Source organism: Brotaphodocola sp. (assembly GCF_983179755.1).
On sequence record NZ_CFAHBC010000046.1, the window covers coordinates 1 to 12,668 of the forward strand.

Sequence of the window (12,668 nt, forward strand, 5' to 3'; positions counted from 1 at the left end):
TCCGTGAGGGTGACTATGTGGTAAATATGGTTATGGACGAGATCCACAAGATGGGCATCAAGGACATCACCATCTGCGCAAGCTCCCTTGGCAAGGCGCATGATCCGATCGTTCCGATGATCGAGGATGGCACTGTGACCGGTATCCGGTCTTCCGGCGTACGCGGTAAGATCGGAGAAGCAATTTCAGCAGGAAAGCTGAAAAATCTTGCAGTAATGTGTTCCCACGGTGGGCGTGTCAGAGCCATTGAGTCTGGTGAGGTTCATATTGATATTGCGTTTATTGGCGCACCGACCTGTGACGAATATGGAAATTTAAGAGCAAATGGCGGAAAGAGTGACTGCGGTGTACTGTCTTATGCAATGGCTGATGCGCAGTATGCAGATCATGTGGTGGCCATTACCGATTGTCTGGTTCCATTTCCGAACATTCCGGCAAGCATCTCCATGACTCAGGTAGATTTTGTCTGTGTGGTAGATGAAATCGGAAATCCGGCCAAGATCGCAACCGGTGCGGCAAAACCAACCACCGATATGAGAAAACTGAGAATGGCAGATTACTGCACTCAGTTTGTAATCCGTACACCATATTTTAAGAATGGCTTCTCCTATCAGACCGGTGTCGGCGGTGCCTCCATCGCATCCACCATTTCCCTGGCAGATGAAATGGAAAAGCGCGGCATCCGTATGAGCTTTGGTGTTGGCGGACTGACCAAACCGATGGCAGATCTTCTGGACCGTGACTTAACGGATCTTCTGGTGGATACGCAGGATTTTGACCTTGGAGCAGTAGAATCCATCAAAAAGCATCCGGACCGTCATATCGAAATCAGCGCATCAGAGTACGCAAATCCTTTTAACAAAGGAGCATATGTCAATAAACTGGATTTTGTCATTCTGGCAGCACTGGAAGTGGATGTGAACTATAACTGTAATGTCGTGGTAGGCTCTGATGGCATCATCACCGGGGCCCAGGGCGGGCATCCGGATACCGCAGCGGGCGCAAAATGCACCATTGTGATCGCACCGCTTCTGCAGGGAAGAATCCCGGCTATCTGCACCAACGTAACCACCGTAACCACTCCGGGCGAGACCGTGGATGTTGTGATTACCGATTACGGCATTGCCATCAATCCGCGCAGACAGGATCTGATTGAGTGTATGAAGGACAGCGGACTTCCGCTCTGTACGATCGAGGAGCTTCGGGATCAGGCCTATGCTATTACAGGCGAGCCGGATCCGGTACAGTTTGGTGATAAAGTAGTTGGAATCATTGAAGCTCGTGATGGCAGTATTATGGATGTGGTAAGGGAAGTAAAGAAATATTCATTTGATTGATTCTGGCTGATACAGCTGATGAGATAAAAAATAAAAAACAATAGGGGGCAAGGAACGAAATGTTAGCATTGATTGGGTTTGCACTCATGATCATCCTGATGTTTGTGTTGATCAAGGAAAAGATGGCGCCGCCGCTGGCGTTTATCTTACTGCCACTGATCGCGGCTGTACTGGTCGGATTCGGCCTGGAGGAGATTGCCGGATTTATTAAGACTGGTATGAATACGATGTTAACTACCGCGATTCTGTTCATTTTCTCTATTTCTTATTTTACTATGATGTCGGATGCAGGCCTCTTTGATCCGATCATCAATTTCCTGATCAAACGGGTCGGAAAAAATGTGGCAACGATTTTTATTGCGATTGTTCTGACCACATTTGTTGCACATCTGGATGGTTCCGGCGCAACCACATTCCTGATTGTGGTTCCCGCATTTCTTCCGATCTGTAAGCGTATGGGAGTTCGTCCGCAGGCGCTGCTTGGTGCAATGTGCGGTGCTTACGGCGTTATGAACCTGGTGCCGTGGGGCGGTCCGACTATGCGTGCGGCAAGTGTTGCAGGCGTTGAAGCCGGAGACCTGTATGGATTTATGATTCCGGGTGTTGTATGTCTGGCAATTGCAGCGTTCGGTATTGCGATTGTAGTTTCCATGATTGAGAAAAAGAATGGTGCAGAGGCAGGCGCTCATGTGCAGGCCGCAGATGATGCGAACGCAGAGAAAAAAGAAACAAAGAAGGGCATCTATTATTTTAACCTGGTTCTTACCCTGGTTATGCTGGTTCTGTTATTCCGTGACCTTCCGGTTCCGCTGTATTCCATTTTCATGGTAGCATTTGCCATCGGACTGATCGTAAACTTCCCGAACGCAAAGCAGCAGAATAAGAAAATTAAAGAGTACGGTACCAATGCAATGGTTATGACCATGACTCTGTTTTCTGTAGGTATCTTCATGGGTGTCATCAAGGATTCCGGAATGGTTGAGGCTATGGCAAATGCCATTGTAGGTGTGCTTCCGGCAGCGATTGCTCCGCATATGCACTGGTTCATGTGCCTGTTCTCCGTACCGCTTCTGATGATCCTCGGTACCGATGCATTCTACTACGCACTGCTTCCGATCATCATCGGCGTGGTAGAGCCGTTTGGCGTAGCACCTGAAACAGTAGCAGCAGCATTTCTGTTAACCGCAACCCTTGGAACTCCGGTCAGCCCGTCTGTAGCAGCAACCTATGTAGGACTTGGTCTGGCAGATGTTTCCATCGGTGAGCATATTAAGTACTCCCTGAGACTGGTATGGCTGGCAAGTATTGCAGTGCTGATCATGGCTACCGTGATCGGTGTCATTAAATTCTAAAAATAAACGTAACAGATTTCTGCCATAAAAACAGAGACCTGTGTGAGTAAAATCGCGCAGGTCTCTGTTTTTGCGTAGACGATTGAGAAGTATCTGTTGGGAGAAGATTAGAACTCAGAGTGGATGTCCCTCTTTATTCTGAGTGGTGAGAGTGATATGTGTCCTTGATAAGCGGACATTTGACTCTCATACAAGGAAAAGTACTTGACAGATCAGAAGAATTCAAGTATGATTTTGCATAAACGACTTCTTTTATCGACCAGCATCAGGGCATGACTTTGAGAGAATGGTAAAAAATAATTTACGAGGAGATAAGGCGATCATGAAAAAAGTAGTGAAGTTTGGCGGAAGCTCTCTGGCGAGTGCGCGTCAGTTCAAAAAAGTGGGAGACATCATTCGGGCAGATAAGACCCGCCGTTATGTCGTTCCGTCTGCACCGGGCAAGAGAAACAGCAAGGATGAGAAAGTAACCGATATGCTGTATACATGCTATGAGGCAGCATCCACCGGCGGAGCATACAAGAAGATCCTGGAGCGCATCAAGGAGCGCTATCAGGAGATCATCGATGGTCTGGATCTGAACCTGAATCTGGATCACGAGTTCGACACGATCGAGCAGAACTTTGTGAAGGGCATCGGTCGTGACTATGCTGCTTCCCGCGGAGAGTACTTAAACGGTATCGTGATGGCAAATTACCTCGGATATGAGTTCATCGATTCCGCAGAGGTGATTTTCTTTGATGAGAACGGCAACTTTGAGTCTGAATTGACGAACAAGGAGCTGTCTGAGCGCCTGGAGCATGTTGAGCGTGCTGTTATCCCAGGATTCTACGGATCAAAGCATGACGGTACGATCAAGACCTTCTCCCGTGGCGGTTCTGATGTGACTGGTTCGATCGTGGCACGCGCGATCCATGCAGACCTCTATGAGAACTGGACCGATGTATCTGGTTTCCTCGTAGCAGACCCGAGAATCGTTGAGGACCCGGCTGTCATTGAGACGATCACTTACAAAGAGCTTCGAGAACTCTCCTACATGGGTGCAGGCGTTCTCCATGAGGATGCAATCTTCCCGGTTCGCCGTGAGGGAATTCCGATCAACATCCGCAACACGAACAAGCCGGAGGACAAGGGTACTCTGATCGTGGAGAGCACCTGTCGCAAACCGCACTATACGATCACCGGAATCGCAGGAAAGAAGGGATTCTGTGCAATCAACATCGAGAAGGCGATGATGAATGCAGAAGTTGGTTTTGGGAGGAAGGTGCTTCAGGTATTTGAGAAGTATGGCATCTCCTTCGAGCATATGCCGTCCGGAATCGATACGATGACGATCATGGTACACCAGTCTGAGTTTGAGGAGTATGAGCAGTCAGTGATCGCAGGTATTCACCGTGCAGTTGAGCCGGACAGCGTTGAGCTTGAGGCAGATTTAGCGCTGATCGCAGTCGTAGGACGCGGTATGAAGGCAACCCGCGGTACCGCAGGAAGAATCTTCTCCGCCCTTGCACATGCCCGTGTCAATGTCAAGATGATTGATCAGGGTTCAAGTGAGCTCAACATCATCATCGGTGTCAAGAACGCAGACTTTGAGACTGCAATCAAGGCAATCTACGACATCTTCATTCTCGCAGAGATCTAAGAAGGATACGCGGATCATCGCAGACAGAGGATCATGAAGATCAGCTTTGATAAAGAAGATTAGCAGTTTGTGAGCTTGGATTTTTATGAAAATCGATTGACGAGATAAATCAGGGAGTTCGACAGAATGTTCGGGATCAAAGGACATTCTGCCGAACTCTTTTTTTGTATGATAGGAAATTGCGTCCTATCATACAAAAACGCTCCGCGAGGATGCGCACTCGGCGCAGGGGAAGATGGTTGCCGAAGCAACCGCGCCGATATTCATAATTTTGGTGTTCTGGCGCGTACGGGTGTCGTCTTTGGTGATCCTTGAAAAAAACACGGTCGTATGCTACAATGCCAATTATAAGGAAAGAGAGGAAACCGTTGGAAGCAATCGCTCTAAGGGCACTCTTATTTTATTTTGAAGGAGAATTCCAGAATGGATTCTTTTTCAGGTTAGGAAAATAAAAATAAGGAAATCGGAATGATTATGAGACAGTTGGGCAGAAATGTTTCTATCAGGATGACAGCGGGGGCTGTGGCGCTACTGCTTGCAGGGTGTGCCGGTCCTTCCACACGAGTCCTGCCCAGAGTAGATACAAACCCGGAGTACCAGATGCCGGGAGATATTCCTGTTCTGGAAGAAGTCAATACTTTTTACCTTCAGGAAGAACTCGCGAGACTGACGCGTTCTCCGCGCCCCTCGGGAAGTCGTGGGGAGAGCAGTGCATCCGCCTACATTCGTCAGCTCCTTGGAGATTACGGCTATGAGACGGCATTTCAGCCGTTTCAATATAGACAGGAGGATGGAACGGTCATCTCCGGCACCAATGTGACCGCCGTGCGCTCTGTGTCCTCACCGGATGCGGATATTCTGATTTTGTGTGCACATCACGATACGGAGATCGGAAGTCCCGGAGCGGTGGATGACACAGCCGGAGTGGTGACAATGTTGGAGACGGCAAGGCTTCTTGCAAGGCTTCCATCCGACACAGAACTGCGCTTTGTGAGCTTTTCCGGACATGAGGAGCAGAATCTTGGATCCCGCCATTATGTCAGCACAATGACTGAGGAGGAGAGAAATCGTGTGATTGGTGTGATCGATCTCGATCGGCTCGGCGCAATGACAGGAGGAAATATTATTCTCGGAACCGTTGACCGGAATGAAACGATGCTCGGCGATCTGTTGCTTGAGGCGTCGAGGGAGATCACGGATACAAGCTGGTCGTATGAGCGCTGTGCCGGTGGGGATGCCTCGTCGTTTCTTCGCGGGCGGATACCGGCGGTGACGGTCACGAGACGGCAGAGCAGTTTCGGGGAGGGAACGCCCTATGATCGCGCAGAGACTGTGAACATTGAGGATGTGGCACAGATCGTCGATGTCATCTGTCAGGCGGTATCGAAGATTATGAGCCTGGATACTCCGTCGATGACGGCGAAGGCGCACTATTATAACAATTTCCATGATCTTGCATATGTGCAGGCAAAGGATCAGGGGATTCCGTTTGGGGTAGACCCGGAGCGATTTGCGGAGCTTCTCGGAATGGATGGTGTGTTGAGTGCAGAGAATACGACAAAGACCGGAGTTCGGATTCAGAATTATCAGTTCCCGATGAAGTGGTTCGGTGTAGACCAGACGATTGTCACGAGCTGTTATTTTTTGGATGGAAAACTGGACAGTCTCTCGATTGAGGCAGACCGCGCCGGAGTCGATTTTGAGGATATGAAGGAGAGACTCAGCGCCTGGTACGGAGAGCCGAGGGATGCCGGAAGCGGACCGTCGGGAACTTCGTTTGAATGGACAGATGCACTTTTTCGGAGGAGTTTTCTTTTGACACCGGGGCAGGATGGATTTGATCTTGAGGTTTCCTCGTGGGAGCCGGGGCGCTCGATCCTGGAACAGCGAACGGTCAGCGGGACTTTGCTTGCACCGGGAGTCTCAGACCCGAGAGGTCGTCTGCTCTGTGCATTTACGTCGAGACTGCTTCCTGAAGATGCCGTCGAGCACATCGGCTGTCTGACACTTTACACGGATGGAGTCGGCGGTGAGACCTGTTATCTTCAGCGGATGCCGTCTGAGGATGAAGGAGAAAAAAAGGAGCAACACACGGAGGATGGTGCAGAGGCGAAACCGGCAAAGTGGGAGATTGGCATTGACTTTAATGACGCGATGACGGAAAACGGAAGATTTCGCGATCAGACGGAGACGGCAAAGATGATTGTCCGTCTATACGGTCAGATTCTGGAACAGGAAGATCCGGCGCGGTATCGGGATGGATTTGAGGCGGAGACTGCCGATGGCATTTCGGAAGATCCAAATCAGGGACTTCGAATTGGGGAAGCACCGGGAGATTTCACGGAGGAACTGCCACCACCACCGAATTTTGAGGACAGCTTCTGGATGTATGTGCTCACGGACTGGCAGAGGCAAGAGCAGTCCGTGGAAGCCGAGGGCGGACCGGCGAGGGAGGTTCCCCAGACGGATCTCTGGGAAAAACGGATTCGCTATTTTGATCGTTTCCCGGAGCTTGTTTCCTACCGCTGGCATGTGCGTATGGCGTTGAAACTTGACGTCGCAGAAGACTCGGATGGGGAGGAATAAGAGGAATAACTAAAAAAATAGATAGATGAGTAATAGATAGATCTGGTAGACAGGATGCAGGATTGGCGGGATCGGGAGATTCGATCAGAAGGGAGAAGCGCAATGTTAGAAAAGATTGATCTGTGCAAAAGTGTGGACAAAGCAGTTTATCGCAGGGAGCATGAGGAGTATCAGGAACGTCTCGGGGCGCTTCAGCGCAGTCTCAAGACAGCGGGAATCCCAGTCATTATCTTGTTTGAGGGTCTCGGTTCGGCGGGAAAGGGTGTGCAGATCAACCGTCTGATTCAGGCGCTCGACCCGAGAGGGTTTGATGTGTATGCGAGCAGCCGCCCGACGGAGGAGGAGGCGATGCGTCCGTTTCTGTGGCGTTTCTGGACGAGAACACCGGAGAAGGGGCGAATCGCAGTTTTTGACCGAAGCTGGTATCGCCGGGTTCAGATCGATCGTTTTGACGGCATTACGAAAAAAAGCGAACTGCCGGAGGCATACCGCGACATTTGTTCCTTTGAAAAACAGCTGACCGATGATGGAACGGTGATTATCAAACTCTTTCTTCTGATCTCGCAGAAGGAACAGAAACACCGGTTTAAGCGATTGGAGGATTCCTCAGAGACTGCATGGCGCGTGACGGAGGGAGACTGGCGCAGAAACCGCGAGTACGATCAGTATCTGAGAATCAATGAGGAGATGATCGAGAAGACGGATACCGGGTATGCGCCGTGGAATATCATCGAGGCGACAGACAAGAATTATGCGACACTCAAGATCATTCGCTGTGTGACGGAAAAACTTGAGCAGGCGCTTGCGACGTACCGCGCGAACCAGACGAAGGCAGAGGCAGACAAAAATGCAGGTCAGAATGCAGATCAAACCGCAGAGAAAAATGTGGGTCAAGATGCAGGTAAGACCAAGACCGAGCTGACTTCGACTACAGGTGAGCTGACTTCGATCGAGCCGAAGACGGACTGGGGCTATGAGAATGGCATCCTCTCAGGCGTGGATCTGACAAGGACGATGGATCGCGACACTTACAAACAAAAGATCGATCAGCTTCAAAAGCGCCTGGAGATTTTGCACAGTGAGATTTACCGGCTGAGAATTCCGGTTGTTTTGGGATTTGAGGGCTGGGATGCCGGAGGAAAGGGCGGTGCGATTCGCCGTCTCACAAGCCACCTTGACCCGCGCGGGTATCAGGTGTGCCCGACCTCTGCTCCAAGTGATACGGAAAAGCGTCATCATTATCTGTGGCGTTTCTGGAACAGGATGCCGAAGGAGGGACATATCGCGGTCTTTGACCGAACCTGGTACGGCAGAGTCATGGTGGAGCGGATTGAGGGATTTTGTACGGAGGAAGAATGGCGCAGAGCTTATCAGGAGATCAACGAGATGGAGGCGCACCTTGTCAGCTCTGGCGCAGTTGTGCTCAAATTCTGGCTTCATATCGATAAGGATGAGCAGGAACGCCGTTTTCGTGAGCGGATGGAGAATCCGGAGAAACAGTGGAAGATCACCGATGAGGACTGGAGAAACCGCGAAAAGTGGGATCAGTATGAGCTTGCAGTCAATGAGATGCTTGTGCGCACGTCGACAACGTATGCGCCGTGGATTGTCGTCGAGGGAAACTGTAAGTACTATGCGCGCGTGAAAGTGCTTGAAACCGTTGTGGAGGCACTTGAGAAAAAGATTCAGGAAAAGACTCAGAGCAGAAACGCAAAAAAGTAACAGATGTTAAAGAAACAGATAAAAGAAATAGATAAAGGCGATAGATAAAAGAAATAGTATCAAAACACCAAACAAAATACAAAAAGCAGGAAGACAGAAAAGATGGAGGAAAAACGATGAGCCGTGTGGCAGTAATCGGAGGCGGTGCGGCCGGAATGATGGCAGCGATTGCTTCGGCAGAGGCCGGGCATGAGGTGAGCCTGTACGAGAAAAATGAAAAACTGGGAAAAAAGCTGTTTATCACAGGAAAGGGACGCTGTAACGTCACGAATGCCTGTGCGACGGAGGAACTGTTTGACCACGTTGTCACGAATCCAAAGTTTCTTTACAGCAGTTTTTATGGATTGACGAATTATGATGTCATGGACAAGGTGGAACAGTGGGGCTGTCCGCTCAAGACGGAGAGAGGAGAGCGCGTTTTTCCGGTTTCGGATAAGTCCTCCGATGTGATCCGGGCGTTCAGCTCTCGCCTGCGCGAGGTGGGTGTGGACGTTCACCTCTACTCAGAGGTTGAGGGGATTGAGACAAAAGACGACCGTGTGAGTGGAATTCGTCTGAGAAAAGAGAAAAAGACGATTCCGGCAGATGCGGTGATCGTGGCAACCGGTGGAATGTCGTACCAGACGACGGGATCGACCGGAGACGGATATGAGTTTGCAAAGAAGGTGGGTCATAAGGTGACGGAGCTTTCACCGGCGCTTGTGCCGTTTGTCGTGAAAGAACAGCAGACTGTCAAACAGCTTCAGGGACTTTCTCTCAAAAATGTGAATGTCTCAATTCAAAAAGGGGAAAAATCCATCTATGAGGAATTCGGCGAGATGCTGTTTACGCATTTTGGAGTCAGCGGTCCGGTGCTTCTCTCCGCGAGCAGTTACGTCGCAAAGACACTGAAGAAAATGCCACTTACGCTCTCAATCGACTTGAAGCCTGCGCTCTCGAGAGAACAGCTCGATGCGAGAATCCTGCGCGACTTTGATGAGATCAAGAACAAGCAGTTCAAGAATGCGCTTGTGCACCTTTTGCCGGGCAAGCTCGTTCCGGTGATTGTGGAACGCAGCGGGATCTCTCCGGAGAAACAGGTCAATGAGATCACGCGCGTGGAGCGCGAGCAGATTGTTGAGGCGATGAAAAATTTCCGCCTGACGCTGACCGGACTGCGCGATTTCAAGGAGGCGATCATCACGCAGGGCGGTGTCAGTGTCAAGGAGATCAATCCGTCGACGATGGAGTCTAAGCTGGTTGGTGGACTTTATTTTGTCGGGGAGGTCTTAGATCTCGATGCCGTCACAGGTGGATTCAACTTGCAGATTGCCTGGTCGACCGGACATCTCGCAGGCATCTCGATTGAATAGAGAAGATATTGCAGAGGAAATCTCATAGAGAAAATTCCGTAGAGGAGATTCCATAAAGAAGATTCGGTAGAGAGGATTCTGCAAAGGAGAGCGAGGAAAAACTGGCGGTAAAGAATCAAGAACCGACAGGAGAAGACATACAGAGAAAAACAAAGAGGGAAAGGAAGATAGAAGAAAATGGAACATACAAAGGCATTTAACATTGCGATTGACGGACCGGCAGGTGCGGGAAAGAGCACGATCGCGCGTCTGACCGCGGGAAAGCTGGGATTTGTCTATGTTGATACCGGAGCGATGTACCGTGCAATTGCGCTGTATATGCTCAGAAACGGAGTTCCGGCGACGGACAAGGAGGCAGTGGCGAGCGCAGTCAGGGATGTTACAATCACGATCCGCTATGAGGAGGACTCTCAGCGCGTCCTTTTAAACGGTGAGGATGTGTCCGGTTTGATCCGCACGGAGGAGGTTGGAAATACTGCTTCTTTAGTCAGCGCGGTTCCGGCAGTGCGCGAGCATCTCTTAAAGCTCCAGCGTGAGCTTGCAGGCTCCACGGATGTAATTATGGACGGCAGAGACATCGGAACCTGCATTCTTCCGAATGCGGATGTGAAGATTTTCCTGAGCGCAAGCTCGGCAGTGCGCGCAAAACGCCGTTACAAGGAGCTGACCGAGAAGGGAGAGACATGTAATCTCGAGAAAATTGAGCAGGATATCATCAAGCGTGATGAGCAGGACGCGAACCGCCCGATCGCTCCGTTAAAGAGGGCGGAGGATGCTGTCCTGATCGACAGCTCGGAGATGACGATTGCCGAGGTGGTAGGTGCAATTTTCGCAGAAGCAGAAAAGAAGGGACTGAAACTGCCGGAAGGAGCGCTTGAAAAATGAATCTGACAGTGGCAAAAACGGCTGGCTTCTGTTTCGGAGTCAAGCGCGCGGTGGACCGGGTATACGAGCAGATTGAGACGGCGGATAAGCAGGTCTATACGTTTGGCCCGATCATTCACAATGAGATGGTCGTCGAGGATCTCGCAAAACACGGCGTAAAGGTCATCGACTCGGAGGAGGAGCTTCGCAGACTTGAGGATGGTGTGGTTGTGATCCGCTCGCACGGAGTCGGAAAACGGATCTACGACATCCTGAACGAGAGAAACGTCACGATCGTGGATGCGACCTGCCCGTTTGTGAAAAAGATCCATCTGATCGTCCAGAAGCAGAATGCCGAGGGACGCCGTGTTCTGATTATCGGAAATCCGACTCATCCGGAGGTCGAGGGCATCCGTGGATGGGGTGCCGAGGACACTCTGGTCGCAGAAAATGCGGAGGAACTTGAAAATCTGCCCTTAAAAACGGGCGAAAAACTGTGTGTTGTAGCCCAGACGACATTTAATTACAATAAATTTCAAGATTTAGTTGAAAAATTGACAAAAAAGGGTTATGATATACTTGTTTTAAATACGATTTGCAATGCAACACAGGAAAGACAAGTGGAAGCTAGACGTATTGCTTCTGAAGTGGATGCTATGATTGTCATAGGCGGCAGGCATAGTTCCAACACACAGAAACTCTACGAGATATGCCAAAAGGAATGTAAGAATACTTACTTTATCCAGTCACTCGGCGATTTCAATCCTGAATGTGTGAATTCTGTGCGCAGCGTAGGTATTACAGCGGGGGCATCCACCCCGAATCAAATTATTGAGGAGGTTCATACTAATGTCAGAATTAAGTTTTGAACAAATGTTGGAGGAATCATTAAAGACAATACGTACGGGAGAGATCGTCACTGGTAAAGTCATTGATGTGAAAGAGGACGAGATCGTCCTGAACATCGGATACAAGTCTGATGGTATCATCCCGAGAAGTGAGTACACCAACGAAGCAAACGTAGATCTCAGAACCCAGGTTCAGGTTGGCGACGAGATGGAAGCAAAAGTTGTTAAGGTAAACGATGGCGAGGGCCAGGTTGCACTGTCTTACAAGAGACTGGCTGCAGACAAGGGCAACAAGAGACTGGAAGAGGCTTTCGAAAACCACGAGGTTCTTACCGCAAAGGTTGCACAGGTACTGGACGGCGGCTTAAGCGTTGTTGTTGATGAGGCTAGAGTCTTCATCCCGGCAAGCCTGGTATCTGACACTTATGAGAAAGATTTAACCAAATATGCAGGTCAGGATATCGAATTTGTTATCACTGAGTTCAACCCGAAGAGAAGAAGAGTCATCGGCGACAGAAAGCAGCTTATGGTTGCTAAGAAGGCTGAGCTTCAGAAAGAGCTCTTCGAGCGCATCCATGCAGGTGACACCGTAGAGGGTACTGTTAAGAACGTTACCGATTTCGGTGCATTCGTAGACCTGGGCGGCGCTGACGGCCTGCTTCATATTTCCGAGATGTCCTGGGGTCGTGTTGAGAATCCGAAGAAGGTATTCAAGACCGGCGATCATGTAAAGGCTCTCATCAAAGATATCAACGGTGAGAAGATCGCTCTGAGCTTAAAGTTCCCGGAGCAGAATCCGTGGGCTGACGCAGCTGAGAAGTACGCTGTAGGCAACGTAGTAACCGGTCGTGTTGCTCGTATGACTGACTTTGGCGCATTCGTTGAGTTAGAGCCAGGCGTAGATGCACTGCTTCATGTATCCCAGATCTCCAGAGAGCACATCGAGAAACCAGCTGATGTATTAA

At 50.0% G+C, this 12,668-nt stretch carries 9 protein-coding genes; all 9 read left to right on the top strand.

Features of this window, described 5'->3' with window-relative positions:
• Positions 1-1,337 (top strand): citrate lyase subunit alpha (citF, locus tag AC4EVX_RS11990; protein WP_490160281.1); only part of this gene is annotated, 1,337 nt, incomplete at its 5' end.
• A gap of 59 nt (positions 1,338-1,396) precedes the next feature.
• Positions 1,397-2,689: a citrate:proton symporter gene (locus tag AC4EVX_RS11995; RefSeq protein ID WP_490160282.1), complete on the top strand. Its 1,293-nt coding sequence runs from the start codon at positions 1,397-1,399 to the stop codon at positions 2,687-2,689.
• A gap of 322 nt (positions 2,690-3,011) precedes the next feature.
• Positions 3,012-4,331 carry an aspartate kinase gene (locus AC4EVX_RS12000; protein ID WP_308451754.1) on the top strand — a complete coding sequence of 440 codons (1,320 nt, stop codon included), beginning with the start codon at positions 3,012-3,014 and terminating at the stop codon, positions 4,329-4,331.
• A gap of 474 nt (positions 4,332-4,805) precedes the next feature.
• Positions 4,806-6,917 (top strand): M28 family peptidase, encoded by a 2,112-nt coding sequence (locus AC4EVX_RS12005; protein WP_490160283.1) that lies wholly within the window; start codon positions 4,806-4,808, stop codon positions 6,915-6,917.
• A 102-nt stretch (positions 6,918-7,019) separates the two neighbouring features.
• Positions 7,020-8,639: a phosphate--AMP phosphotransferase gene (locus AC4EVX_RS12010; RefSeq protein ID WP_177977981.1), complete on the top strand. Its 1,620-nt coding sequence runs from the start codon at positions 7,020-7,022 to the stop codon at positions 8,637-8,639.
• Between the two features lie 116 nt (positions 8,640-8,755).
• Positions 8,756-9,991 (top strand): BaiN/RdsA family NAD(P)/FAD-dependent oxidoreductase, encoded by a 1,236-nt coding sequence (locus tag AC4EVX_RS12015; protein ID WP_177977980.1) that lies wholly within the window; start codon positions 8,756-8,758, stop codon positions 9,989-9,991.
• Positions 9,992-10,168: 177 nt separating this feature from the next.
• Complete coding sequence (gene cmk / locus AC4EVX_RS12020; protein WP_177977979.1) at positions 10,169-10,876, top strand: (d)CMP kinase; 708 nt, start codon at positions 10,169-10,171, stop codon at positions 10,874-10,876.
• On the top strand, positions 10,873-11,724 hold the full coding sequence (ispH, locus tag AC4EVX_RS12025) for a 4-hydroxy-3-methylbut-2-enyl diphosphate reductase (protein WP_490160284.1): 852 nt from the start codon (positions 10,873-10,875) through the stop codon (positions 11,722-11,724). Before cmk ends, ispH begins: the two co-directional genes overlap by 4 nt.
• Positions 11,705-12,668, top strand: a 964-nt coding sequence (locus tag AC4EVX_RS12030; RefSeq protein WP_490160285.1) for a 30S ribosomal protein S1, incomplete at its 3' end; no start/stop codon positions are given. The genes ispH and AC4EVX_RS12030, both read left to right, overlap by 20 nt.

Bases quoted from the DNA above. Each gene is read 5' to 3' on its own strand.
- AC4EVX_RS11995 (WP_490160282.1), top strand. From the start codon at position 1,397: ATGTTAGCATTGATTGGGTTTGCACTCATGATCATCCTGATGTTTGTG.
- AC4EVX_RS12000 (WP_308451754.1), top strand. From the start codon at position 3,012: ATGAAAAAAGTAGTGAAGTTTGGCGGAAGCTCTCTGGCGAGTGCGCGT.
- AC4EVX_RS12005 (WP_490160283.1), top strand. From the start codon at position 4,806: ATGAGACAGTTGGGCAGAAATGTTTCTATCAGGATGACAGCGGGGGCT.
- AC4EVX_RS12010 (WP_177977981.1), top strand. From the start codon at position 7,020: ATGTTAGAAAAGATTGATCTGTGCAAAAGTGTGGACAAAGCAGTTTAT.
- AC4EVX_RS12015 (WP_177977980.1), top strand. From the start codon at position 8,756: ATGAGCCGTGTGGCAGTAATCGGAGGCGGTGCGGCCGGAATGATGGCA.
- cmk (WP_177977979.1), top strand. From the start codon at position 10,169: ATGGAACATACAAAGGCATTTAACATTGCGATTGACGGACCGGCAGGT.
- ispH (WP_490160284.1), top strand. From the start codon at position 10,873: ATGAATCTGACAGTGGCAAAAACGGCTGGCTTCTGTTTCGGAGTCAAG.